General features: G+C 35.0%; 24 protein-coding genes. 13 read left to right on the top strand and 11 right to left on the bottom strand.

All coding sequences use genetic code 11. The annotated features are described in order from the left end of the window. Position 1: 1 nt before the first annotated feature. Positions 2-769, top strand: a complete 768-nt coding sequence (locus D1953_RS00910) for an SDR family oxidoreductase (protein WP_119115272.1) — start codon at positions 2-4, stop codon at positions 767-769. Positions 770-830: 61 nt separating this feature from the next. Here D1953_RS00910 and D1953_RS00905 read toward each other — a convergent pair whose 3' ends face one another. Both D1953_RS00905 and D1953_RS00900 read right to left on the bottom strand, forming a co-directional pair. Further along, on the bottom strand, positions 831-1,607 hold the full coding sequence (locus tag D1953_RS00905; protein WP_119115271.1) for a glutamine amidotransferase: 777 nt from the start codon (positions 1,605-1,607) through the stop codon (positions 831-833). A gap of 149 nt (positions 1,608-1,756) precedes the next feature. Next, on the bottom strand, positions 1,757-1,936 hold the full coding sequence (locus D1953_RS00900; protein WP_119115270.1) for a small acid-soluble spore protein H: 180 nt from the start codon (positions 1,934-1,936) through the stop codon (positions 1,757-1,759). A 661-nt stretch (positions 1,937-2,597) separates the two neighbouring features. Here D1953_RS00900 and cdaS point away from each other — a divergent pair. Both cdaS and spxA read left to right on the top strand, forming a co-directional pair. Then, positions 2,598-3,245 (top strand): sporulation-specific diadenylate cyclase CdaS, encoded by a 648-nt coding sequence (gene cdaS, locus D1953_RS00895; protein ID WP_119115269.1) that lies wholly within the window; start codon positions 2,598-2,600, stop codon positions 3,243-3,245. A gap of 324 nt (positions 3,246-3,569) precedes the next feature. Then, positions 3,570-3,965: a transcriptional regulator SpxA gene (spxA, locus tag D1953_RS00890; protein ID WP_119115268.1), complete on the top strand. Its 396-nt coding sequence runs from the start codon at positions 3,570-3,572 to the stop codon at positions 3,963-3,965. 197 nt (positions 3,966-4,162) lie between these two features. Here spxA and D1953_RS00885 read toward each other — a convergent pair whose 3' ends face one another. Beyond that, positions 4,163-5,731 (bottom strand): bifunctional metallophosphatase/5'-nucleotidase, encoded by a 1,569-nt coding sequence (locus D1953_RS00885; protein ID WP_119115267.1) that lies wholly within the window; start codon positions 5,729-5,731, stop codon positions 4,163-4,165. A 526-nt stretch (positions 5,732-6,257) separates the two neighbouring features. Here D1953_RS00885 and D1953_RS00880 point away from each other — a divergent pair. The 3 genes from D1953_RS00880 (at position 6,258) to D1953_RS00870 (ending at position 7,470) form a co-directional block, all read left to right on the top strand. Then, positions 6,258-6,638, top strand: coding sequence for a hypothetical protein (locus D1953_RS00880; RefSeq protein ID WP_245979806.1), 381 nt, complete (start codon positions 6,258-6,260; stop codon positions 6,636-6,638). Continuing rightward, positions 6,628-7,098: a hypothetical protein gene (locus tag D1953_RS00875; protein WP_119115266.1), complete on the top strand. Its 471-nt coding sequence runs from the start codon at positions 6,628-6,630 to the stop codon at positions 7,096-7,098. Before D1953_RS00880 ends, D1953_RS00875 begins: the two co-directional genes overlap by 11 nt. A 135-nt stretch (positions 7,099-7,233) precedes the next feature. Beyond that, positions 7,234-7,470: a Rossmann-fold NAD(P)-binding domain-containing protein gene (locus D1953_RS00870; protein WP_119115265.1), complete on the top strand. Its 237-nt coding sequence runs from the start codon at positions 7,234-7,236 to the stop codon at positions 7,468-7,470. Between the two features lie 272 nt (positions 7,471-7,742). On the opposite strand, the gene D1953_RS00865 is transcribed toward D1953_RS00870, so the two are convergent. Beyond that, the gene (locus D1953_RS00865; RefSeq protein ID WP_119115264.1) at positions 7,743-8,351 is read right to left on the bottom strand and encodes a TetR/AcrR family transcriptional regulator; all 609 of its coding nucleotides are present in this window, start codon (positions 8,349-8,351) and stop codon (positions 7,743-7,745) included. Between the two features lie 240 nt (positions 8,352-8,591). Here D1953_RS00865 and D1953_RS00860 point away from each other — a divergent pair, with 240 nt between their 5' ends. Beyond that, the gene (locus D1953_RS00860) at positions 8,592-9,581 is read left to right on the top strand and encodes an NADPH:quinone oxidoreductase family protein (RefSeq protein ID WP_119115263.1); all 990 of its coding nucleotides are present in this window, start codon (positions 8,592-8,594) and stop codon (positions 9,579-9,581) included. A gap of 55 nt (positions 9,582-9,636) precedes the next feature. Here D1953_RS00860 and D1953_RS00855 read toward each other — a convergent pair whose 3' ends face one another. The 5 genes from D1953_RS00855 to D1953_RS00835 form a co-directional block, all read right to left on the bottom strand. After that, positions 9,637-11,142: an ATP-binding protein gene (locus tag D1953_RS00855; RefSeq protein ID WP_119115262.1), complete on the bottom strand. Its 1,506-nt coding sequence runs from the start codon at positions 11,140-11,142 to the stop codon at positions 9,637-9,639. A gap of 349 nt (positions 11,143-11,491) precedes the next feature. Next, a complete protein-coding gene (locus D1953_RS00850; protein WP_119115261.1) occupies positions 11,492-12,622 on the bottom strand; it encodes a Ger(x)C family spore germination protein in 1,131 nt (376 codons plus the stop codon). 13 nt (positions 12,623-12,635) lie between these two features. Then, the gene (locus D1953_RS00845; protein WP_119115260.1) at positions 12,636-13,721 is read right to left on the bottom strand and encodes a GerAB/ArcD/ProY family transporter; all 1,086 of its coding nucleotides are present in this window, start codon (positions 13,719-13,721) and stop codon (positions 12,636-12,638) included. 8 nt (positions 13,722-13,729) lie between these two features. Further along, positions 13,730-15,214 (bottom strand): spore germination protein, encoded by a 1,485-nt coding sequence (locus D1953_RS00840; protein WP_119115259.1) that lies wholly within the window; start codon positions 15,212-15,214, stop codon positions 13,730-13,732. Between the two features lie 355 nt (positions 15,215-15,569). Continuing rightward, positions 15,570-16,712: a YhgE/Pip domain-containing protein gene (locus D1953_RS00835; protein ID WP_119115258.1), complete on the bottom strand. Its 1,143-nt coding sequence runs from the start codon at positions 16,710-16,712 to the stop codon at positions 15,570-15,572. A 129-nt stretch (positions 16,713-16,841) separates the two neighbouring features. Here D1953_RS00835 and D1953_RS00830 point away from each other — a divergent pair, with 129 nt between their 5' ends. Then, positions 16,842-17,426 (top strand): TetR/AcrR family transcriptional regulator, encoded by a 585-nt coding sequence (locus D1953_RS00830; protein WP_119115257.1) that lies wholly within the window; start codon positions 16,842-16,844, stop codon positions 17,424-17,426. A 111-nt stretch (positions 17,427-17,537) separates the two neighbouring features. Here D1953_RS00830 and D1953_RS00825 read toward each other — a convergent pair whose 3' ends face one another. Next, positions 17,538-18,155: an NAD(P)-dependent oxidoreductase gene (locus D1953_RS00825; RefSeq protein WP_119115256.1), complete on the bottom strand. Its 618-nt coding sequence runs from the start codon at positions 18,153-18,155 to the stop codon at positions 17,538-17,540. A gap of 435 nt (positions 18,156-18,590) precedes the next feature. After that, positions 18,591-19,772, bottom strand: a complete 1,182-nt coding sequence (locus D1953_RS00820) for a GGDEF domain-containing protein (protein WP_119115255.1) — start codon at positions 19,770-19,772, stop codon at positions 18,591-18,593. A gap of 458 nt (positions 19,773-20,230) precedes the next feature. On the opposite strand from D1953_RS00820, the gene D1953_RS00815 reads away from it, so the two are divergent. The 5 genes from D1953_RS00815 (at position 20,231) to D1953_RS00785 (ending at position 24,969) form a co-directional block, all read left to right on the top strand. Next, positions 20,231-20,566, top strand: coding sequence for a hypothetical protein (locus tag D1953_RS00815; protein WP_119115254.1), 336 nt, complete (start codon positions 20,231-20,233; stop codon positions 20,564-20,566). 18 nt (positions 20,567-20,584) lie between these two features. Beyond that, positions 20,585-21,178 carry a nitroreductase family protein gene (locus D1953_RS00810; RefSeq protein WP_342769204.1) on the top strand — a complete coding sequence of 198 codons (594 nt, stop codon included), beginning with the start codon at positions 20,585-20,587 and terminating at the stop codon, positions 21,176-21,178. Between the two features lie 369 nt (positions 21,179-21,547). Then, on the top strand, positions 21,548-21,775 hold the full coding sequence (locus tag D1953_RS00800) for a hypothetical protein (protein WP_119115252.1): 228 nt from the start codon (positions 21,548-21,550) through the stop codon (positions 21,773-21,775). Between the two features lie 397 nt (positions 21,776-22,172). Next, on the top strand, positions 22,173-23,564 hold the full coding sequence (locus tag D1953_RS00795) for an RNA-guided endonuclease InsQ/TnpB family protein (protein WP_245979847.1): 1,392 nt from the start codon (positions 22,173-22,175) through the stop codon (positions 23,562-23,564). Between the two features lie 553 nt (positions 23,565-24,117). Continuing rightward, positions 24,118-24,969, top strand: a complete 852-nt coding sequence (locus tag D1953_RS00785) for a hypothetical protein (protein WP_119115250.1) — start codon at positions 24,118-24,120, stop codon at positions 24,967-24,969. The last annotated feature ends 10 nt before the right edge of the window (positions 24,970-24,979 follow it).

Below are 24,979 nucleotides of genomic sequence, written 5' to 3'. Positions count from 1 at the left end.
CATGGGGAAATTTAGCGGAAAAGTCGTTCTTGTTACAGGCTCCAGCCGAGGAATTGGAGCAGCGATTGCCCTTGAATTTGCAAAAGAAGGGGCGTTCGTTATCGTCAATTATTTGAAAAATGTTGAAGCAGCTGAAAAAATTGTGTCAGCTTGTATCGAAGTTGGAGGAGATGCTTGGGCGATTCAAGCAGATGTTACGTCCGAAGAGGCTGTTCATTCGATGATTGAGCAAATTGTGCTTGAAGCGGGACGACTGGATGTAGTGGTGAATAATGCATTTAAACCTTATGTCTTTGATCCTGAACAACGAAAAATGGCTTGGCAGCTCACATGGGAGGATTATCAAGGACAAATTGATGGAGCAGTAAGGTCAACGCATTATATATGTCAAGCAGTGCTGCCAATTATGAAAAAACAAAGCAGCGGAAGCATTGTGAATATCATTAGTAATTTAGTAGAAAGACCGTTGGTTCCTTATCATGAATATAACACGGCTAAAACTGCATTAATGGGATATACCCGTAATTTAGCTGTGGAGCTTGGACCTTTTGGTATAAGAGTTAATTGTGTAGCACCGGGCCTTGTTTATCCAACCGATGCGAGCAAAAAAACAAAAGAGAGTTTGAAAGAACTAATCATTTCGCAAACGCCGCTTCGAAGAATTGCAAAGCCGGAAGATATCGCAGGTCCTGTTTTATTTTTATCATCCGATTGGAGTGAATTTATGACAGGGCAAACACTATTTGTAGATGGCGGATTTGTGATGTAAGTTTTATAAAAAGAGCCAATCAAGATTCAATGCTTGATTGGCTTTTTTAGGGTCTAGAAAACTATTTCTTATTTTTGGTTGCTGCTTGAAATAATGTATAGCCGACAGAAGTGTCTGTTATAGGTAGTCCGGCATTTCTAACAAACGTTTCTAACAAAACTTGGCCATAATCTTGTTCAATTACGGTTTCATGCAAAGCGGTTATAGAAAAACCATCCGCCTGTAATCGCTCTGCTTGTTCATCAATATAAGCATGAATAATAGGAGCTGTAAATTCTGGATGAAATTGCACACCGAAAATATGCTGATCAATCATAAAAGCTTGATGTTGTTCAAAGTCATTCTGTGCGAGAATCGTTGCTTGTTTCGGCAGATTAATAACAGATTGATAGTGAGTGACATGACCAAAAAATGTATGAGGAAGGATACTAAATAGAGGGTGTTCTTTGCCTGCATCTGTTAGCTGGATACTTGTTGTACCGATTTCAATTCCTTTTGGATGATGACTTACTTGACCGCCAAATGCCTCCGCCAGTAATTGATGACCATAACAAATGCCTAGTGTGGGGATGTTATCCTGCTTAATATCTTGTAACCAGCGTATCAATTGAACACTCCATTCTTCGTGATCGGTGACCATTGCATGTGAACCGGTTATAATGATTACTCCAATTTTATTTAGAGAAGGTAAGGAGGTCGCATCTTTATATACAGGAGCGATTACTACGTTGTCATGTGAAATACTTGTACCTTTTATAATCATATCTTCAAAATCCCCGAATTGCTCTTTAATACTTGGGAACGTTTCACCACATTTGATAATGAGTAACTTCGTCATAATTTATCACCTTTTTATGTAATGTTTTATAACAATTATCCATTTAGAGTGAGGTGAAGTAAAGAGAATATTTATAAAATTTACTCCGATACAGGATAGATAAGGAAACAAGACTCCAACTGTTTCAATTGGAGTCTTGTTTCATCGTATTAATGTTCGATTAAGTTAGTTAATAAAACCTCTTGTTCATTCTCTGGTTCATCAAGAGGATAAATTCTTGCTGTGTCATTTTCATCATTAACATGTTGAATATAAATGGCTGCCCCATTATAGGTAACATTCGCCATAACAGGTGAACTGGCAATTTCTTGTGCCCGTTGTTTGTTCATTTTCTTTCCTCCTTGAAGGTATCATCCTATTTACTATTTATCAAAAGAAGGTGAAACATTCATGAGGAAATGAAGCTTTTAACTTTTGGTGTAATTTACTTTATTTTCAAATCGTGAAAACTTTTATGAAGGGAAGACATGAAGGCGGTTTATTGAGTCGCATAGATACGTTATGCATAAAATAGAGCAGGCACATTAATAAAAGTTTGAAAACACTATTCTATACAACTGGGGGGATAGTATGGAAAAGAAAGAGTTATTGATATCAGAAAACAGCGAGAAATTTGTTGATTTAAACGATGTTATATGCCTGGATGAGTGGGAAAACGAGGGTGGTAGAATTGTAAGGCTTGTGGAATAAGACAAGCATCCATCTCTGTTTTATTTTGAGAATCAGTGTTTTTGTTAGCATAATACTTCTTAATTAGACTATATATTCGATCTAAAAGCAGAATAGGGAACAATTAAAGGGAAGATATATTTTGAGGTGTTGCAGTTGCGACAGCTCTTTTTAGTATGGAGTTAGTGAACTGAAATTTTTAGCATAAATATTCTATTTCAGTTGATGAATAAATCATGCTTATGTAGACAAACTGAAAATGAATGCTCCAATAATCAATCAAAGAAAAGAAAGAGGATTAGAATGAGGGAGGCTCGCTCCATGAATCATGCAAATTGCGACTTTTCACCGATGAAGCAAACGTTAAAAGAAGATATACGTCAAGTGATCACGACGCTTCAGAATAGCTTAGAAACAATAGATCAGGAAAACGATTGTCTACTTGGGGATTTTGAAAAAATAAAAAATAGATTTGCATACATTGAAATGAAAGCTGCTACTTTTTATTTAAATTGTTATTTGTCCCCGTTTACGGATAAATATCCAGAATTATCAATCTGTTTACAAAATATGTCGGACCGAAGACATGGTGGTTTAATTGTCATTCAACGCAAAGATTCTCTTGAATCTTTAATTCATCCGGGGATTGCAATTGGAGCAGAGTTAAGCCATTCTTTATTAGAGTCCATCTTTTTTCCAGGAAATCCACTCCATGATGGTGCTGTAATGGTAAGTTTTAATCAGATCGTTTCTGCAGCAAATGTTCTTCCTCTTTCAAATAAATTTACAGGTGATAAAAAACTTGGTACACGACATCGCGCTGCTTTAGGATTAACCGAACGCAGTGATGCCCTTGTTCTGGTTGTCTCCGAGGAAACAGGTAGAGTTTCATTTGCTTTAAACGGAGAGCTCTATCCAATTGCTACACATGGGGGCTCAATAGATAGTTTATTGAAAAATTTACAGTAAAAAGGGTAATCAAAACTATCTTTTAATAGAACCTGCTGTCGAGCAATCTTGTTCAATAGCAGATTCTTTTGTGATTTTCTTACCAATATTCAATTGAAAAGGGAACTACAGAACTCCCTTTCATGTATGACAAAAAGCTCTATTAATTAATAGATACTATTTATCTTTAACTAGAGATATTTTACATTGAGATTTGAATCTATTAGGTTTATGATATATTCATAAGTTACAATAGATAACTGGTACGACAAAGTGAGGACATATCAAAGTACAGAATCTGCATGAGCAAAATAGATTCTCTATGTAAGGAGTGTAATTGTTAATATGGTGACCCTGTATACATCAACAAGTTGTACGTCTTGTCGTAAAGCAAAAGCATGGCTTGAGGAACACGAAATTGCTTATATAGAAAGAAATATTTTTTCTGAACCTCTTACGATTGATGAGATTAAAGAAATTTTTCGCATGACGGAAGGTGGGACAGATGAAATTATCTCTACAAGATCGAAAGCTTTTGAAAAACTGAATATAAACATAGAATCTCTATCACTTCAAGAATTATATAAAATAATCAAAGAGAACCAAGGATTATTAAAAAGACCGATTATTCTCGATGAAAAAAGATTACAGGTTGGATATAACGAGGATGAGATTAGTAGATTTTTGCCTCGTAAAGTTCGTGCATTTCAGCGTTGTGAAGCTCAACAAATGGTCAATTAATTATGAGACATCACTTTCAACATATTATATTAAGGATTTTTTCGTTTTCTTTAATCATCAATATGAACTTAGCTTGGTGGAAAAGGCAAATGAATGTATTAGAAAAAATAACTCGGTAGAATATATTATTTAACTATAAACAATACAGCAATTAAAAGAATGAAGATGATTATTCTTTTAATTGCTTTGCATAAGAATTATAAAACAACCTTCCAGTTATTGTTGCAAGTTGCTTTAATGATTTTTCTTTCTCGTATGTAGTCGGCAATAAGCTCACTCATATCAATCGGTATATCTTTTATAACAGGCTTTCCTTTAAACATATTGAAGTTACCGCCTCCGCTAGCACGGTAGCTGTTCATGACAACATCGTATTGTTGATTGAGCTGTAATGGTGCCCCTTGGTAATTTAGGTGGGTAACGCGCTGGCCTATAGGATTTGAAATTTTTAATTCATATTCAATGCCTTCCCACATGTCATAATTATAATGCTGTGGTTTTGGATATGAAAAAGCAGGATTAACCGTTATGTTTCCGTTTTCGATAGTGAAATATTGAGCGGTTTGCTCAAGAGCTTCTTTAATATCCTTACCGCTTATCCGGATGACTCTTAATGTATTTGGATAAATATAATTGGATACGATATCACGCATTGTGATGTTTGTTTGGAAACCTAGAGATTCATTGGTGAATAAGGCTGTATTTGAAATAGCAGCTCCGCTAGCGTTCATTTGCACTTTATTAATAAATTCGATATATGGATTATCCTGTAGACGTGCGTGCAGTACGTCTTTAATGGTCATGTCTCCAATGACCGTTCCTATTGATTGATCAAGCCATTTTTGAGTTTCTTTTTGAAAATCATCTATGAAGGAGAGTGTTTCTTGATCTGCCTTGATAGATTCGTCTATTTCGATTAAATTGGCAGAGCATTTTATACTTGAAATGGATCCTTCTTGTTTTGTTCCCTTTATACATACTTCACCTATATAACGTCCGTAATGACCGGGCTGCAGGAACGTAATGCCATTGGTTGTTCCTGTTAGTGTACGGTGCTGATGACCTGTGATTAAAATATCTATATCTCCTAACTCTTGGCACATAGCATAGGCTTGATTTTCTCCTGTTAGCCGTTCTGTTTGTTCCCCTGTTTGTAAATCCCGTTCAAACCCTCCGTGATAGGAAACAATTATTACATCTGGTTTTTCCTTTTGACGGATGTGACTGACCCACCATTTTGCAGTGAGTAAAGCGTCATTAAATTGTAGACCTTCAATATTTTTTTTCTCTTCCCAATTTGGAATGAAATGAGTTGTGATACCAAGAATAGCTATTTTGACTTCATCAATTATTTTTATTGTGTAAGGTGTTCCAAAGGCAGGCTCCTTAGTTGATGAATTGATAATATTTGCAGACAGCCATGGAAAAGTGGATTGTTGAATAGCGTCTGTTAAATAATCTAAGCCATAATTAAATTCATGATTACCGCAAACAGCCAAATCGTACTGAAGCGAATTAGCGACTTTAATAATAGGATTTTCAGAATTTGGTTTGTATTTAGCATGATAATAGGTTAAAGGACTTCCTTGAATTAAGTCACCGTTATCGAGTAATAATATCTTTTCTTGCCTTCTTTTTTCTTTAATAATAGTCGCTGCTTTGGCTAATCCAAAGTTTGTTTCCGTATGATCCCGGTATGTAGTCGGATAAATGTATCCGTGAATATCGCTTGTTACTAATAAACGAATCGTAAAATCGTTTGGCATCGTTTCTCCTTCTTCCTGATAAGTCTAAAAGTATGGGTGGTTCTATTTTTGGTTTTAACGAAAGAAAAAGGTGCTGCTGAGGTTATTTTTCAATCTAACATAAGTATTAAAAAAATCGCAACTACTGTTAAGGCTACGCACCTTTCATCTGAATTTCAAAAATTATGTTTATCTATTAAAAATCTGTTCCTGTTCAAATAAAAGTACTAATTATTTGTTTATATAAGCTGATATGTTAGACTTTCGATAGACGTATTTTTTAATACATCTCAATTCCCCATATATCGAACAAGGCTATTAATAACCAGTCTTTTTTTAGTGGTGCTATAGTCCTTATCTGATAAGTCTTATATCAAAGTGAGTATGATAATTAGTAAAATATTTAGGAATATAATACTTAGGATTTTTTCGGAAACATAAATACAATGACTATTGTGGTATTTTGTTGTTTTAAATCGAATTCTTGATTAAATCAATATATAATAGGGAAGCGAGATAATAGATTTAGGTTAGGGAGGGACATAGAATGATGGCATGGGCGTTAGCCATTTTGTTTGGTGTTGCAGTGATACTGTTCATTTTGTCGTTTACTAAAACGGATTCACCAAAAGTTGAAGATCATCTGGAAAAAATTTCTCTTACTTTTGGAGAGGAAGTGAATCAACTACAAGAAAAAATTCGGACTCTTGAGATAGATGCTGAAATTACAGCACAAGAAGCTGGTATACTGGCAGCTTCTTCTGAACAGCGGATTTTGTTGCGTGAAGTACTAGACTTACATAAACGTGGGTATTCAGTTGAAAGTATAGCAATGAAAACAGGGAAGAATACGAATGAAATAGAACGGTTGATTGCTCCTTATGTAAACACAAAGCAGGAAAGGGGAAGCGTTGCCAATGACATCTAAATCAATGCGCAGCTTTGCCGGAGGCCTTCTTGTTGCAACAGGTTTATGCGGTGCAGTATACTTCTTTGGGCCTAGTGAAGCGACAAGCACACAGACTACAGAACAACTTTCAAAAGACGAGATGAAAGACTTACTATCTTCTGAAGGGTATGTCGTCCATACAGAAAAAGAGTGGAAAGAGCAACTTGCTGAAGCTAAATCTAGTAAAGATAAAGCAGGAACTGAGGCAAAAGCTGAAACACAAGAAAAGATTGTATACCGCACAGTACTGAGAGTTTCCAAAGGGATGACAAGTATTGATGTTGGTAAAGCTCTGCAGCGAGCAAGGGTTATTAAAAGCGGGCAGGATTTCTTTAATGAAGTTGAAAAAAGCGGTGTGGAAAACCATTTACGTCCTGGTACATATGTGGTACAAAGTGACATGACGACAGAAGAGATTATATCTGTCATATTTAAATGATTTTATTTAAAATGAAAGTACATCTATTAATTAAACGACTATCTATAATAGGTAGTCGTTTTTTGATGCTATTAATTGCGTATGTATAGAATGTTTCATATACTTGTTTTACTTTGAAACAGGGAAGTGATAAAAATGAATACGGAAAAGAGAAAAGCATTAATTGTTGGTGCAACTGGACTAGTAGGGAATGAACTATTACGTATATTATTGCAGTCCAATACTTATGAAAATGTAAAAGCATTGGTTCGTAAGCCAATATCTATAAAGCATCCGAAACTTACTCAAAGACTCGTAGACTTCAATGCATTAGAAAAATACGAGGAAGAGTTTGCTGTACATGATGTGTTTTGCTGTCTTGTCAAATTTTAAATAATAGTAAAGAAATATCAAATGAAAATCTTTATCTATATAAAGGCAAAGATTTTTAAGTTAGATAATATTTCGAAAAATATTATCTATTTTGTTTGTCAAAAAATAGGCGAGAACACCCCTACCTCAAGGAATGTGAAGAGCGATAGTCCAATGAGTAGGTGGGGGGCCGCTTGTTAAATAGTATGAACATAAAGAAATATATTCAGTAAAGGAATCGAGTATAGATTTTATATAGTGATTCCTTTTTCTTCTTCGGATGAAAAGATAAGTTAATTACTGTTTTGATTATTTTTATTTGTTAAGTAATTCGAGAGAGTTTCTAGACAATTATCACGATAGAATGTATGTAATTGATCGTTGTTTTGCATCAACCATTGAATTAGGGATCCATCTATTAAAGCACGAATTGTGTAAGAGGCTTTATCAATGTCCACATTAGCGAATGTTCCTTCTTTTTGACCCAGCTGGATAATTTCGCGCCCGATTGACCAACAATTTTCATAAAACCGGTCATTAGTGTCACGAAATTGTTCATTGTGGTTCGCTTGAGCGAGAAATTCAAGATACACTCGGTAAAATTTACGGTTATCACTCGGATTGGCAAAAGCTGCATGGACATAAGCACGTAACTTATCAGGTGCAGTGTGCTCTTTGCTGATTGCTGCATGTTCATTTTTATAAATTTTTTCAGTAACCCACTCCAGCAGATGACGAAAAACATCTTCTTTATTTTGAAAGTAATAACTTGTCACCCCTTTGCTTACGTCAGCATAGTCGGCAATATCCTGAAGGGTGACGCTATGAAAGCCTTTTTCAGAGACGGCTTGAAAGGCGGCTCTTAAAATTTGTTCACGCCGTTTTTCAGCTTTGTTATTCATTAAAATCCACCATCCTATTTTTAATAGTTCCATTATACACAAAAAATGACCGGACAAAATAATGGATAGTAAGGATAAATGTTTTGAACTTTCTATGCTAAAAGAATATTTTATTCTGACCGGTCAAAATTATATTGACTGGTCAAATAGTTAACACTATAATCGACTTATGGGATTAATTGTATGAACGAGTGATACAGATATAATAATATCTATAAAAATAATAAAAGAGGTGTTTAGATGAAATCATTTGACGCACTAGTTGTTAATAAGCAAGATGACCAGTTTTCTGTAGGGGTTCAACAGGTTTCACTACAGGATTTACCAGAGGGCGAAGTACTAATTCGTGTTCAATATTCAGGCGTTAATTATAAAGATAGTCTTGCGAGTATCCCTAATGGCAACATTGTAAAAACTTATCCATTTGTACCAGGAATTGATTTAGCAGGGGTTGTAGTTTCTTCAGAAGATCCTCGCTTTCAAGAAGGCGACGAGGTTATTGCAACTAGCTATGAGATTGGTGTTTCCCATTTCGGCGGCTATAGTGAATACGCTCGTATTCCGGCTCAGTGGATTGTTCCACTTCCAAAAGGCCTTACGTTGAAAGAAGCGATGATTATCGGAACAGCTGGTTTTACGGCTGCATTATCCGTGCAACGCCTTGAAGAAAATAATCTAACTCCTGACAAAGGAGCTGTTCTTGTAACTGGAGCAACAGGTGGAGTTGGCAGTTTTGCTGTCTCTATTCTATCTACTCTAGGTTATCAAGTTGAAGCAAGTACAGGAAAAGAAGCTGAACAAGAGTACTTGAAGAAACTTGGAGCAACTACGGTTCTATCACGTGAAGATGTATATGATGGAAAGATTCGGGCATTAGGCAAACAAAAATGGGCAGCGGCTGTCGATCCAGTTGGCGGAGAACCACTTGCATCTGTTTTAAGCCAAATCGAGTACGGTGGCTCAGTTGCGGTCAGTGGATTAACAGCTGGAACAAAGCTGCCAACAACAGTCTTCCCGTTTATTTTAAGAGGCGTTAATTTACTTGGAATCGACTCAGTGTATTGTCCGATGGAGACACGATTAAAAACATGGAATCGTCTAGCGACTGATTTTAAACCAGCAAATTTAGAAGAACTAATTCAACAAGAAGTGACACTTCAGCAGCTTCCGGAGGCCCTTCCTACATTACTAAAAGGTAATGCTCGCGGAAGAATCATTGTGACATTATAAACCAAAAGTGACGAGATATATAAATTCTCGTCACTTTTTCAATATTAACTTTAAATCATTTTGATAGAGGTATACGTATTTTGACGAGAGTTCCTTTATTAAGAGTACTTTGAATAGAAATATCTCCTTGATAGGTGTCAATAATTCGTTTACAGATTGTTAACCCTAATCCGGAACCATGCTTCTTCATAGAGAAAAATGGATTGAAGACTTGGTCTAAAGAATCTTTTGGAATACCTACACCAGTATCTTCTATCGTAATGAAACAAAAATCAGCGTCTCTTCCTATTGAAATCGTTAATTTTCCACCATCGGGCATAGCGTGTAAAGCATTTTTGGACAAATTTAGAATCACTTGTTTTATATGATCTTGGACACAAGAGATAGGCACATCATCAGCACAATAGGAAATAGAGAGTTCGACATTCATATAATTAGCTTCCGATTGTAAAATAGGTTCTATTTCTCTTACGATATCTATTGTATTGTAGGTGTTTAATGTATATGCAGTTGGTTTCCCAAGTACTAGTAACTCACTAACAATGGCATTTATTCGAATGATTTCTTTTTGTATCACTTCAAAGTAATATTGAGCTTTCTTATCTAAATATTCTTCGCTAAGTAGTTTAATTAATCCATTTATTCCTGTTAAAGGGTTTCTTATTTCATGGGCAGTACTAGCAGCCAGATTCCCGAGTAACTCTAGTTTTTGATATTCATTTTGTTCTTTTTCTTTCTTTGCTTTAAATTTTAGTTGAAGGTTGTAGATTAATAGTAGTAAAACATTCATAATAATAAAAACCGCCACTAGGTAATAGGAAAATGTATGACGATATAAGTGTTTATTTTCAGGGCTTAATTTTGCCGTAATGATCCAGGAGGGTTGTTTCAAATCGATACGATAATCTACTAGGTTTTTCGTCGAAGTTAGTGAGCTTGCTTCTATTACTGTTTCCCCGGATTGATCTGTTACGATAATCATTTCATCTTTTAATAACATTTTTATGGTATTTTCTAATTCATCTAATCGTAAGCTGGCTAGCAAAACACCTTTAATTTGTCCATCCTCAGTAACAGGGACGGCGATTGTCATAATATAACGCCCTGTTACTCGACCAATATGTGCTTCTGAAAAACTCGTTTTTCCTGACTGCAGTGCTTGCTGAAAGTATGGTCGATCACCAACATTAACAGGAGGGTTGAGTGAATTTGAGCTTATTAATAAGTCTCCTTCTAGATTGGCCCAGTAAAAGCCTGAAAAACGTTTATCCTTTTCTTGAGTTTCCTTAAAAATTTCTTCTATATCAATTAAGCTACTATGCTGAACTTTAATCAGGGTAGCAAGCATTTCTAACCGTCCGACTGTTTCGCCAATAAAATTTTCTATATTTGTTGCATGAAGATTTGCATTCGTTTGAGCTTTATTTTTATATTCATCTTCATATTTTTTCATTTGCAGATCTGTCAAAATGCCGCTGATAATCAGCGTAGGAACCACTGCTATCAAAATATAAATAACAAAAATCTTTGCAAATCGTTTAATGTTATGTGTCTGTATCAAAAGCTCTTCCCCTTTAATATTCCGCTTAAGTAGCTTCTAGCTGAATATATACGATATAAAATATCCACTTATAATTGACATGAAAGTCTTCAGTCGTATTTTCATCATAAGATATTTAGGATTAAGTATCAACATTATTAGAAGTATAATAGTTATATAGTCGCCTTTGTTGTGCAATGAGGGGGTTATAGTTGTCCTGTTTATTCCGCATATGGTATTGAGGGAAACTTTTTGGGATTAGGTGTGGCGAACCGTATCATAAGTAAATGAGGTTCTTCTTGGTTAATATTCTTGAACGTAATATACTTGAAAGAATAAGATAGTAGAGTATTTTTCTCAACTATCTTTACTAATCAATAGCGCCTGTTCGTTTTATTTCAACCTTAATAGTTGATTTTAACTTTAATGTTGAATACTTTTCCCTCAAATCTTTATCATTTAATTTGGAATATTTTCGTAAGCTTTTTATTTTTCTTCCAATGCCGATTGGATCGGAATTTAATTTTCTTAATTCCTCAAGAAAATCCCCGAATTCTTTGTTTAATTCTTCACCAAGAAGTTGCTCTAATTTTTTTATTGATTCCTTGTTTTTTAGAGTAACAGCAGGCTGTCCTTCTATAGTTGAAACCGAAATGGTTGCGTTTAGCTTAACTTCATCTTCTGTAGATAATTCAATACTTCCGCGGTGCTTTATAGGGTGAATGGTGATATTAAATTTATCTTCTTTTGGCTTTTCGGCTAGTGAGACTCCTTTTTGTTTGAATGTCTCTACAGGTATGTTTAATGTAATATCTCCCAAAAAAGCCTTGCGATGGGTGAATAACTTGATGAACATGGTTTTTTTCAAAGAAATCGAACCTACCATTTTATCATTTTTAAATAATGCAACGCTATTGATGTAAGGTGCTACACCTTCTTTATTTGAAATGATGGGTAAGGTAGGGTCAATACCAATTTCATAGAGCGTAGAAAAAAAATCTTGAAGATTGGAATTTATTAACATTTCTTTTCTTTCTTGCTTATCCAACAATTGATAAATATATGACCCCATTTCAGGATATTCTTCATAGTTTCCATTTTTAATGATATCTTCAGCATTATCTGTAATGGCCAAAAATATTAAAGATCCTATGCTGGTGTCTCGTTGCATGGTATCTAAAAAATTTGAAATTCCTTTCGTTTCTGTCATATCTTTATTAAATAGTAATGTCCTTAATTGTCCGGAAGTAATGTCGTGGCTTGTTTTTTGTTCTAAAATTTGTCTTATCTGTTTGCTTGTCGTTCCGACGGCCGAAATGGTTTCACTTGTTTTTTCTTCCTTTCGATCGAACTGCAATAAACTAATCGTACCTAAGTAAGTACCATCATCAAGTAAATCATAACCAATAATCGTTGAAATCCCTTGCCTTTCTAGTATTTTTTCAGGTGGCATACAGGCAGTGCAGAGAAGAGAACAAAATAGAATAAGCCATTTTTTCATTATTTCAACTCCATTAAGAATGAGAAAGAATTTTAGATTTAATAATTGAAATGAAATATAACAAGATTGGATAGACAAACCATAAGTAAAAACCAATATGACCAATTTGATTAATGAAAAGGTTAATGTCGACTCTTTTAGTGATAAAAAAACTCGTGATAAAAATGATGATTGAGATGATCCAAATTCCATGTTTTTGTTTGACATGAAAAATATGTTTAACACCTTTTGAAGAAATGAATAGGGTTATGCTTAAATTTGAAAATATAACTAATATCCATATGGATACTGCTATATATTCAAAACGCTCAAGAAAAGGAAAATGGACTACACTTATCATACTGACAAGAGGCCAAATATTTTTTTCTAATTCCTTTGAACTAAAAAATAATATAGAAATAACAGTTGTAAATAAAACAAGAAGTGTAGTAAACCACACTGCTAATTGACTGATAAAAAGAAGCTTATCTTTTTCCTTTATGAATGGAAAAATAAAAAATAACGTTTCAAAACCCAGCATCGTATAGCTGCTATTAAATACTCCTTCCATTATTTCAGGCGGGGATGTTGTCAAGATGGGTAAAATTCTAGTTATTTGCAAGGATTCAAATGGTTGATACAATGCAAATATGATCCATACAGTTATAAAAAAAGATAAGAAGCATACCCCTGCAACTACTCTGAATCCTCCTGATACTGCATAAAGTGTTACTAATAATAGGGCAAAAACACCTACCCACTCATAAACTCCTTCATATCCCCATGATAGAGACAATTCAACATAACTGATGATGATAGAGTAATTTGATGCAATAAAGTAAATGACAATAACGGTATTGATAATACTGCCTATAAAACGACCAAATACATTTTCATTTATTTCATAAAGATTAAAGTTTTCATAATGATTAAGTATCCTAATCATTATCCAAGTGATAAGACTGATAAATAGACCAGATAGTAAAATGGAGACCCATGCATCCTGCTTTGCTGCTAGATAGATTATTCTAGGGAAACCGAGTATGCCCATCCCGATTTGTGAGGTGTGTATAATGAAGAAAGCAATATAGGCGTTTACAAAACTAACAGTTGATTTCATTATCCACCTCAGAATTCATCCAAATCTTTATCAATATTTTTTAATTTCCATTCTGCACGTAACGTTTTTAATGGACGGTTAACTACAGGGCGTCTCATATAAAAATGGTGTGGAAGACGTATTAGGAAGTATTTTAAATCCTTTATCCTAAATGGGTATAAAGGTGCAAGATAAGGTTTGTTTAATGATGTCAACCTTAACAAGTGAACCATCAGTACACAGACACCAACCATAATCCCATTCAATCCCCAAATTCCTGCTAGAATAATGAAAGGAAATCTGCAAATTCTTATGGCAGTCCCCATCTCATAAATAGGGGAAGAAAACGCTCCTAATGCACTAAATGCCACGATAATAATTAAAATATTGCTGGTTAAGCCCGCCTCAACTGTTGCTTGGCCAATTACAATCCCTCCAACAATCCCCATTGTTTGACCTACTTTTGACGGAAGCCGTGCCCCTGCCTCTCTAAGTAATTCAATTAATAATTCCATTAAAAGTACTTCTAGAAAAGGGGGAAAAGGAACTTGTGAACGGGATTGCCCAATGATGATTAATAATCGAGATGGTATAAGTTCAAAGTGATAGGTAATGATTGCAACATAGAATGCTGTGAAGAGTAGTGACCCAGCCATGGCTAATAATCGTATATATCTTATAAAAGTACTCAGAGACCATCGTAAATAAATATCTTCTGTTGATTCAAAAAACGAAAAAAAATTAGCAGGCCCAATAATAGCCACTGGGCTTCGATCTAAAAGGATACCAACCCTTCCATTTAAAATAGAATAGAGAAATCGATCGGGAAGCTCTGTCATGATAAACTGAGGAAAAAAAGAATAATGATTATCTTCAAGACATTGTGCCAAAACTGAACTGTCACTTATATCATCAGTTATAATATTTTCAAGCTTCTGTTTAAGTGTTTTTAGTATGTCTTCATCCGTTAAATCTTTAATATATATAATTCTTAATTGCTTCTTAACATATTCACCTATTTCTAATTCATCAGTACACAAATTAGAATTATTTAGATTTTGTCTAATAATTTTTATATTAGAAGCCAATGATTCTGTAAACGAAATTTTAGGGCCGTATACCAAAGATTCAGTTTCTGCTTTCTCGATGGATCTTTCAATTGGATTAGCACAATTTACTAAAAGGGCTTTACTTTCTTTTAATAAGTAAATATAAACGAATCCATTTAAAAGTGAAGAAATAATTTCTTGTTCCTTAAAGTCAATCTTTACTTCGCCAATAGGGATATTTTTCATTAAATAAGAATAGGTTATATCTTTTTTGGGCAGCTGTTGAATGAATTTAATAATATATTCATTAACTGTTTCAGTCTTAATTAAATTTTTCATAAAGACAACTTCAAGACAATCTCCAGCAACTTCAATTGTCCTACAAAGTAAATCTGGTGATTGGTTGAGGATATATTTAATTTTTTTATAATTTGGGCAATTATTTTTATTTGTTGTGTTTGTCATTTTAACAATCCTCAGCACTTTTTTATTATTATTTGAAATGACAAAAAATTTATCCTTGTTTTACAAAGAAGTAAGGCCAAAAAGTAGTTTATGGACAATTTTTTGAACTGAATTGTAAGAGATAAAAGGTGTAATAAACTGTGTGGAAGCAGGATAAGTAGCTGCGTGTTAGCAACGGTGATAAAATCCTCATTTAGATACAATATGGTGAACCTTATCATAAGTAAGTGCTGGACTGTATCATAAGTAAATGAGGTTTTTAGAAGGGTACTATTCATATAAGTAGATCGTACTCTTTATCTACCAAAAAAGTTACTTTGCATCTAATGCAAAATAACTTTTTTGGTTTTTTAATTTAGTTTTTTTGCCCACGTACTGGTTTGAAAATAGATAGTAGGTAAATTACTAAGCCTACAATACCAATTCCTAAAATCGTGTTGAATGAATCACTAGTGTAGAAGCCGCTACCGAAGTAGAAAATTTCTCGTAACCCTTCAGAAGCAAAGCGAAGAGGTATCCATGGACGAATGAAGTTTACGAAGAAGCTTGGAAGCATTTCTTGTGGTGTCATAAGAACCCCCATACCTAATAGCATAACCACCATGAATAATGTAATGGCTGGTTTGCCAATCCATGCCGTAATTGCTGATACTAATAAGAAGAAACAGAATGCAGCGAACGATACGAAGAACGCCACTAATAAGTAACTTGGCATATTAATACCAGCTAGTGAAGCAAGTGTTGCAACAGTAAAGCCTGAGAATAAGGCGATAATTATGCCGAATAATACTTGGCCGCCCATTAAATGTAATGTTTGTTTACGTGTTAATTGTTCTCTCTTAAAGATGTTTGATGTTGCTAAAAATACAATGAAACCACCGATTAACGCACCTACCCAAGCAGGCACCGCCATTAATGTTGGCGCACTGCCATTTGCTGTAGAAGCAGTAATAGCATTGAATACTTTTTCTTTAGAAACAATCGGGTTCACAAGTACAGACGCTTGGTTCGCATCAATTTGTTGCCCATGCATTTGTGCAATAAAGTTTTTAGAATATTGGTTACTTAATTGCGTAATTAAACCGTTTAAAGCCGTCTTCGCATAGTTTGCACCAGTCATGTTAAAGCCCTGATTAATATATACCTGCAAAGTTGCAGCAGAGTTGTTAGTCATTGCATTTTGTAGTGTATCATTATACCCTTCAGGAATAACTAAAGCGGCATAGTACTTTTTATCATCAAATAAATCTTCAATATCTTCTTCTTTTTCATTTGTAAAAGCTAACATGGGTTCTTTGCCATCCGTACTTTTACTCATTTGTTCGATTGCTGATTTTACAGCGTCTACATGATCGCCCTCATCATTCACAATAAGTGCAACTGGCAGATTTTTCACTTGCGGATTTCCTTGAGCGAATAAGTTTACCGAGAATAGTGCGATGATTAAAATAACAGCAATGGGAGCAGCCCATGCTAATTTTTCTTTAAATAATCTCAATGGATTTCATCCTTCCTCAATGTTCAACATGTTGTTTAGTGGTATGTAAATATCTTATAATCTGGGAGTACGCAAAAGCAATCGACAAAAGTGAAGAGGTTGTTGAATTTTAAGAAGAAGGTGATTTCTGTGAATATTTATATAGAGAAAAATCGAAAAACAAAACAGCTTATTCAAAAGACATTTATGCAAATCTTAGAGAATAAGTCATTTGAATCGATTACGATAGGGGACATTACGAAAACAGCACAAATCAATCGAGGGACATTTTATTTGCACTTTAAAGATAAATTCGATTTGCTGGATCAAATAGAGCAGCGATTATTCGCGGATTTAGGAAAGCATATTGATGAATTGCAATCTAGCTATTTATCAACTCATACGTTTGAGAAGAGACAAGAGCATTTGGCAGCCACATTATTTAGCTTTATTGAAATGCATTCACCAATATTGAAAATATTTTTAAGTGATCATGGTAGAGCGGGTTTTCATATTCGATTTAGAGATGCCTTTTCAGAAAAAGTGCGTTTTAATTTAGAGAAAAATAAAAGTATCAATGACAATTTAAAAGTTCCACTGGAATACTTTTTATCCTTTATCACGTCTGCTTTTTTAGGATTAATTGAACAATGGATTCGAAATGGTTTAGATAAAACCCCTCAAGAAATGACCAGCCTATATATTGATATTATTTCCTTTATTCAAAAGAGATAAAAGGTACTATAAAAAGGCTGAATTTAAAGTTGTTTATCTTAACAACTTTTGATTCAGCCTTTCTTTTTTTAGGTCAGTGACGGATGCCCCACCACTAGTTGAGGCTTCACTTTATGTAGCAATACCGATAGAGGAGTTTTCGTATTGTTTATCGCTTAATGCTTTCACAATAAAGTGTGCAACATCAGCGCGTGGAATCGTTCTTGATTTCTCTGGTACGCTTGCTTTTGACTCCCTATACTTTCCTGTTAAGGCATCATTCGTTAATCCCATTGGTCTAACAATCGTGAAATTCAATCCATGTGCTTTAATATAATCAACGGCATTGCGATGATCCGTCAGAGCATTTTTTAGCATTTTCATAACTATTTTCCCACTGATGCCTGGAATTTCTTTGTTAATTCCCGCAGAAGCTGTGTAGATGATTCGTTTGACATTATGTGCCTGCATTCCAGCTACAATATTTTTCGTCATCTCTTCAAGCTCCGTCGATTTTTTCATCCCTTGACTTGAGCCTAAACATGACACGACTGCATCATGCCCTGCAATTGCTGCAGCGACTTCTTCTTTATTGAAGGCATCGCCCTGCATAATATGTAACTGCTCATGTGACAATTCTATCTTTGATGGAGTGCGTACAAATGCAGTTACCTCAACCCCCTTTTCTAACGCTTGCTTCACGACATGTTGGCCCACGCCACCAGTTGCACCAAATACAATAATCTTCATAACGACCCTCCTTTTTCTATTATCAGTATAACATCCTCAAGGGAAAATCCTCTTTCTGAATCAAGTAACGGTACAGAATCGTTAGATAACGCCAGTCAGGAAATAGGTGATTTGGTGAAATGGGAATAAAAACATAAAGTGGGTAATTTAGAGGATTATAAGTTGACTGAGACTATTTTATTTTTGTTAATACTGAACCAAATTTCATGTTATTAAACTGATGGGGAATTAGCTAATAATTTCATTTGCTTGTGGTTCATTTCACCGTAGTTTATCAAATTAAGGTTATGATAGACTACGGTAACATTCAAATTTCAATCTATAGATATACTAAACAGTAAAACTAATGTTGCTGTTTTCAAAAATGCAGATTAGTCGTTGGGGAGAGTTTTTGCTTAGGATTAGTAAAATAAAATCTTGATTTCGAAGTCCCGATTATGAAACTTCATGATGTTCCTCGAACTGACCCCGAAAAATACCATTTCGTCCGTTGCTTTTAGCCTTGTAAAGAGCCTTATCGCAATTAGTATAAAGCATTTCTAATTGTGTAGAATGCTTGGGAATGATTGTGATGATGCCCATACTAATTGTATATGTCACCGGTAAACTGTGGTTGATATCGTCATTAAGCGACTGTTTGATTCGTTCAGCTTTTTTAGTTGATTCGATTACATTCTTTCCAGGCATCAAGATGCCAAATTCATCTCCTCCATAACGTCCAAACAAGTCATCTTTGTCTAAATGTTGCTTAATTTTCATAGTAAGGTCCTGAAGTACTTGATCACCGATATGATGCCCAAAAGTATCATTAATACCTTTAAAATTGTCAATATCAAAGAGAATATAGGATAGGGATTGTCCCTTCTTAGCATAATTGATGAGATATTGTTTCGCATTTTCCGTAAAGGTTCTACGATTCAGTGTGCCTGTTAAATCATCATAACTAGCAAAATGAATTAACTCTTGATCTACCTTTTCCTTCATTAACAGGATAAATCCTATACTTCCTAAGTTCGTAAAAATAAAAATAGATAGCAGCGAAATCAATTGATAAGTTCCCGGAGTATAAAAACTTGTCGAAAAAGTAGATGAAGTTAGTGAAATTATCCCCCTGACTAAAGAAGCTGCGGCAACAAGAAGGTACATACTACCGATGATTCTCATAAGTGGGGTGAGCGCTTTCCCAAAAACTATTCGATAAACAGGGATATAGATTGCCGCAGTAACAAAGGAGCAATATGCAATTCGGACGTTCTCTTTGTTATAAAAAATAAAAATGAGTTGAAATCCGATAATACTGAGAAGAGTCAAAACAAGATATATCATCTTTGTCTTTGAATGTAGAGCATGTTTTAAGCCCAATAGTGCGATTATTTCTAAAGCATATCCAATAAATAGTAGCGAGTTAGCAAAGGTAATTGATAGAAATTCAAGAGTTCCTCCGCGTAAAATCATACAAAACCATGCTATAGTCTGAGTGCATTTTGCTAAAAAAAAGGTATTAGCTGTTAAGTTCTTTATGTGTTTATGTTCATAAGCAATAATGAGGATTAATGTAAATAAGTAGCCTATGCCGAGTAATAGAATTATTACTCTCGTATCTAAAGGTAAATTCATTATGGGACACCTGTTGTGAGTGAGTTTTCAATCAGTATGATTATAACACAAGCAGGGGGCTATTTATACTATATACATTCTTTATTTAGGAGTTTAGGTGTAGTTCAAATATACTGAAAGCGATCCTCTCAATGTCCTTATCTAACTGATATAGATAAATAAATCAAGATGTATGTAATAAATGCACGTAATAATGCCTGATAGTTGTCTAATACTATAGTGGCTTAGGTTCGATATAAAATTAAAACTTCACTTAGATCCATCACGGTGAATCGTACCGTAAGTAGGTGTGGTTTTTTATATAAGCGCAGCATGGGTCCGTCTCCGCAAAATTCATCTTATGAAACGTTTCCTTTTTAGTTATTATTAAAAAAATGAATTTGACTATTTCGTATACAATTGTATACAATAGAAGTGAATTCTAAAGTATACAATTGTATACAATGAGGAGGGGGATTATGAGACAAGAAGGACATAGGGGACAACATAAACATCATGAAGGCAGACATCGTGGACGTCGCGGGGAGCATGTAGAGGTAAAATCAGAAGGAGCGAAAACGTTCCGACGCAAGCGTGCGATAATGTTTTTAGAGCATTTAGAAACTAAGCAAGAGTCACTGAAAAAGCAATTGCAAACACCAGAGTTGCAATCCGTTAATCCAATTATTGTTGGTGAATTAAAGGCAACACAGTCGATAATAGATGAGTTTGTACAATTGTTTGAGTTATATGAGTTCGAGGAATATGCAAATTTACGATTAAACAAAGATACTGAAAATAACACGGAAGCTTAGAAAGAGGATATTGAAAATATGAATATGGAATCAAATTTGACTGTTGAAGAGGTTATCCGTTCCCGTCGAACGATTAAAAAGTTTAAAAAGGACCCGATTTCTTTAGATACGCTTAAAGAGCTATTAGATATTGCGATTTGGGCACCGAATCATAAAATGCGTGAACCTTGGCGTTTTATCGCTTTCTTAGATGAAGGAAAGCAGCATCTCGTGGAAGTTTTAAAAAATGAAAAGGAAAAAGGGAAGTTCCCTAGACCGATGAAGCCAGAAAAACTTGAACAATTGCTGTCAATTCCAGCGTTTGTTGTTGTTGTCATGCAAGCAGATCCACGACCAATGATTTTTGAAGAGGATTTTGCTGCGGTGAGTGCTTGTATTCAAAACTTTCAATTAGCAGCTTGGGAGCGTGGAATTGGAATGCTTTGGAATACGGATCCAACCATTTATTCACCAACATTCCATGCACAAATCGGTGTGAAGCCAGGTGAGAAGGTTGTGGGAATTATGCAAATAGGTTACCCAGATATGACACCGAAAGCACAACAGCGAACTTCGGTTGAAGAAAAGTTAACCGTTATTACTAGCGCTTCTCAGCTTGAAGAAAATAAGTAGTATCAAATAATATTTGTCAGTAATCGAGTGCAATTCCGAAGGGGAATTTGCGCTCTTTTTTATGTACCAGGAGGGATTGTTTAATAACGAAATAGAAGATTTAGCGTATGTTTAAAATCTGGCTGATAACGACTGTACGGTTGAAGTAGTGAAAGTATACAATGATTGGATATTAGATTACGACAAGGAAGCAATAGATAAAGTGTTTAAATTAAGAATGAATCCTTGTTGAACGAGTGCGTTATATAAATAATGAATGAGGCTGTCTTTTCTTTTTAATAATCTGTGCAGGTTGGTTGAAAATAGTGAATAAATATAAAGATAAAGTTAACTCTATAATTAAAAGAATGATAAACGAGGAGACTAATCATGAAGCCTTATCAAATAAATAACATGATCATTGATGATGAATTTGATGGTGAAGAATTCGTGACAACTGATTTTGCTTACCAAAATAAAGATTATAGCATTACTTTTAAAAAAGCAGACCTTGAAATAATTAATACATGGATTTTTAAAGATGGTACATCTCTACCGGCAAATTTATCTGATAATATTATTGAATTAATAAGAGAAGATGTTAAAAAGAGAATCTAGTCACTACACCCGCTTGTGTCAGAAAGAGAGCGAATCAGGACAGAGACCTATATAGAGAGGCTTGATGCATATGGTTGGAGTATTGTCTCAAAAGAAGAATTGAAAAATATGTAAAAATATAAAATCCCTTGTGAAAAATGGTTTGAATATCAATTTATTAAACAAAAATCTATCAAATTTGCCGAGAGTACCCCTTCTTCAAGCGGCGATAGCCGGTAAGGAGAGGGTGAATCGGCTTTTTTTTAATTTTATTTCTTTTCTCTTTAAAAAAGTGAGACTACCGAACGTATGTTGTTTATAATAATAACAAAAGGAGGTGAAAACTTTGGTAAAAGAAAAACAACAAGAAGGCAAAAGCTATTCGACTCAACAAGTTTGGATTAAAAAGGGACATCGGATGTATAACTATTTCCAAACGATGTGTGAAAATAGTAAAAATATGTATAACACCACGAATTTTTATATTCGACAAGTGTTTACAGCTTTAACATCAGATAACGGACGGCACCCTCTTCAAAAAGAAGTAATAGATACTTTGGTTAATCACATTGAAGCGATGAACGAAGTTCAACGTGTTGCTTATGAAAAGCGATTAGCTAAAGAATTAGCCAAACCAGTTGAACAGAGAAAAGAAGTAAAATGTAACGTATTTTCTTTACCGGATTCTTCGAATCCGTATGTAGATTACAACTTTTTAGATGCATTATTTAAACGAATCGCACAAAACGATTATACATCGTTGCCTGTTCAAAGCAGCCAAGCGATGATGAAAAAGGTATTCAAAGATTGGAAGTCATATTTTGCTGGATTAAAAGATTGGAAAGTGAATCCATCTAAATATACAGGAAGACCAAGAATTCCTCGTTACAGCCGAGCTTCGATGAAAGAAGTAGAGTTTACGAATCAAGATTGTGTCATTAAAGAAAAGAAATATCTAAAATTCCCTAAAACTAAAGAACGTTTAAATATCGGGAGGTTAGGTTGTACGGCTAATAAGCTGAAGTGTGTTCGTGTAATCCCAAGATATGAACAATTGGTTGTAGAAATCGTTTTTGAAAAGCCGAAAGTAGACAGTAAAACGAAAAATGAATCCTCTCGCCTAATGAGTATCGATTTAGGAATTGATAATTTGGCAACTATTACGACAAACACAGGAATGGCACCTGTTTTGTTGAAGGGCAAAACCATCAAATCCGTGAATCAATACTATAACAAAATGAGAGCTCATTATTATGGCATCCTTCGTCAGGGAAAAGAGCCAAAAGAAGGGTCGTTTTCTTCTAAGCGATTGCTTCGTCTTGATGCCGTTCGGCATCGTAAAATAAAGGATTTGTTTCACAAATGCAGCTTTTTTATCACGGAATTAGCTTCGTTTGAAAACATTGATACCATTATCATTGGTCAAAACAAAGGATGGAAACAGCATTCGAATATAGGCAAAAAGAGCAACCAACAGTTTGTTCAAATCCCTTATAGCCTCTTAATTTCAATGATTCAGTATAAAGCTGAAGAACTAGGGATGGCCGTTATAGTTACGGAAGAATCCTATACATCTAAAGCTAGTTTCCTAGATGGCGATGACATCCCTACTTATGGCGAAGAAGGAGAAAAAATGTTTTCTGGACGTAGAATATCGAGAGGTTTATATCGCTCGAAAAACAAAACCATTATCAACGCAGATGTGAACGGTTCCGCTAATATTATGCGAAAATACGCCAAAAAAGAGGGTCTCTTTTTGCACATCGAAGATGTGTTAGTAGATAACCCTTTATCTTATACAGTTGCCTAAAAGTAGTTCCAAAAGTTTTACCGATGGAATAGAGGGTCTGGTGGTCAACAGAGCCACAATGTCGCAGATCCCGTAACGTTACTCGTTCAGCAATCAAGTTCGATACGTTGCAAACCCCTTCCTCAAGGAACGATAGTGAGTAGGGAGGGGAAATTGATGAAAGTTTATGAAGAATTGTACTCAAATTAAACAGGTGCTCTAATGCAAGAGCAGGACTGTCCATAGGCAGTCTTTTTTGTATTAAAGTCTATAAAGCTATAGTCTTGCTCTTAAATTCTATTATAAACGTCATTAAGTCAATTGACCGTTTAGAGCTTAATAAGCCGCGGATTAAAGAGCACTTAGAATATTTCAAACAGAATGGTATTCGAGTAAAGGAAATTAAAGAATCCGAAGAGAAATGAGAAAATATTAATGTATAAACACGATAGATGAAGCAGTGAAAGAGCGATTTAATAGCATTCAACATTCTGTTTTTTTATTACCCCCATAACGGTTTTGGTTTGTTCGTATTCTTTTAATATAATCATAGAAAAACACGAGGGGAATAAAGATGAATAAACTAACCAAGGGAGCCCTTGCCATGGTTTTAGCGGGATCGGTTACGTTTTCTATTGCTAATGTCTTGTTAGTCGATCAATCTTCTAAACGGTTAATAAAAGAAAAGGATTTAACCATATCCGAAGTACCAAAGAGATCGGATGTAATTAACCAAGGGGAAAAAACGGCGAAAGATCAAACGTCAGCAACGAATGTGAAAGACGTGCAAACCAAGCCTTCTCATAATACTGCGGCTTTCCAAGCGGCTATAAAAAATAGAAGCGAGAGTGATACGACCTTAGTGGCGAGTCACCAAAATACGGAAAGATCCACCGGGAAGACGATCACGAATTCTGCTAATACGAATACGGCAATAACTACAATGTCCGCTGCAACTAGAGGAAAAGAAGCAACGACAACGACTACATCTACGACGACGGCAACTAATGCAACAAGAGCAAAAGCACCAACGGCAACGAGAACGAATACAGCTGGAGCAAAAGCACCAACGACAACAACTGCACCAGCAAAAACGAGAACGAATACAGCTGGAGCAAAAGAATCAACGACAACAACTGCACCAACGAAAACGGTAACGAATACAGCCGGAGCAAAAGAAGCACCAACGACAGCAACTGCACCAACGGAAACGGTAACGAATACAGCCGGAGCAAAAGAAGCACCAACGACAGCAACTACACCAACGAAGACGGCAACGAATACAACAAGTGCAACCAAAAAGACAACCAATCATGGACAACAAGTTTCTCAAAATGCAAAAGCAAAGGCTGCAAGCTCTCAGAATAAGAAAGAAAAGGTTAGGAGCCCTCAAAACAAAAAAGAAAACAACGGAAAGAAAATGTAATTCTTTCAAA

This window comes from Peribacillus asahii (assembly GCF_003570725.1).
GTDB classification, from domain to species: Bacteria; Bacillota; Bacilli; order Bacillales; family DSM-1321; genus Peribacillus; species Peribacillus asahii.
This window is presented reverse-complemented; position numbering and strand designations above follow the sequence as displayed.

Bases quoted from the DNA above. Each gene is read 5' to 3' on its own strand.
- D1953_RS00795 (WP_245979847.1), top strand. From the start codon at position 22,173: ATGTATAACTATTTCCAAACGATGTGTGAAAATAGTAAAAATATGTAT.
- D1953_RS00820 (WP_119115255.1), bottom strand. From the start codon at position 19,772: ATGAATTTACCTTTAGATACGAGAGTAATAATTCTATTACTCGGCATA.
- D1953_RS00810 (WP_342769204.1), top strand. From the start codon at position 20,585: ATGAATATGGAATCAAATTTGACTGTTGAAGAGGTTATCCGTTCCCGT.
- D1953_RS00845 (WP_119115260.1), bottom strand. From the start codon at position 13,721: ATGAAATCAACTGTTAGTTTTGTAAACGCCTATATTGCTTTCTTCATT.
- D1953_RS00850 (WP_119115261.1), bottom strand. From the start codon at position 12,622: ATGAAAAAATGGCTTATTCTATTTTGTTCTCTTCTCTGCACTGCCTGT.
- D1953_RS00875 (WP_119115266.1), top strand. From the start codon at position 6,628: ATGACATCTAAATCAATGCGCAGCTTTGCCGGAGGCCTTCTTGTTGCA.
- D1953_RS00860 (WP_119115263.1), top strand. From the start codon at position 8,592: ATGAAATCATTTGACGCACTAGTTGTTAATAAGCAAGATGACCAGTTT.
- D1953_RS00825 (WP_119115256.1), bottom strand. From the start codon at position 18,155: ATGAAGATTATTGTATTTGGTGCAACTGGTGGCGTGGGCCAACATGTC.
- D1953_RS00905 (WP_119115271.1), bottom strand. From the start codon at position 1,607: ATGACGAAGTTACTCATTATCAAATGTGGTGAAACGTTCCCAAGTATT.
- spxA (WP_119115268.1), top strand. From the start codon at position 3,570: ATGGTGACCCTGTATACATCAACAAGTTGTACGTCTTGTCGTAAAGCA.
- D1953_RS00785 (WP_119115250.1), top strand. From the start codon at position 24,118: ATGAATAAACTAACCAAGGGAGCCCTTGCCATGGTTTTAGCGGGATCG.
- D1953_RS00800 (WP_119115252.1), top strand. From the start codon at position 21,548: ATGAAGCCTTATCAAATAAATAACATGATCATTGATGATGAATTTGAT.
- D1953_RS00865 (WP_119115264.1), bottom strand. From the start codon at position 8,351: ATGAATAACAAAGCTGAAAAACGGCGTGAACAAATTTTAAGAGCCGCC.
- D1953_RS00900 (WP_119115270.1), bottom strand. From the start codon at position 1,936: ATGAACAAACAACGGGCACAAGAAATTGCCAGTTCACCTGTTATGGCG.
- D1953_RS00840 (WP_119115259.1), bottom strand. From the start codon at position 15,214: ATGACAAACACAACAAATAAAAATAATTGCCCAAATTATAAAAAAATT.
- D1953_RS00815 (WP_119115254.1), top strand. From the start codon at position 20,231: ATGAGACAAGAAGGACATAGGGGACAACATAAACATCATGAAGGCAGA.
- D1953_RS00885 (WP_119115267.1), bottom strand. From the start codon at position 5,731: ATGCCAAACGATTTTACGATTCGTTTATTAGTAACAAGCGATATTCAC.
- D1953_RS00910 (WP_119115272.1), top strand. From the start codon at position 2: ATGGGGAAATTTAGCGGAAAAGTCGTTCTTGTTACAGGCTCCAGCCGA.
- D1953_RS00880 (WP_245979806.1), top strand. From the start codon at position 6,258: ATGATGGCATGGGCGTTAGCCATTTTGTTTGGTGTTGCAGTGATACTG.
- cdaS (WP_119115269.1), top strand. From the start codon at position 2,598: ATGAATCATGCAAATTGCGACTTTTCACCGATGAAGCAAACGTTAAAA.
- D1953_RS00870 (WP_119115265.1), top strand. From the start codon at position 7,234: ATGAATACGGAAAAGAGAAAAGCATTAATTGTTGGTGCAACTGGACTA.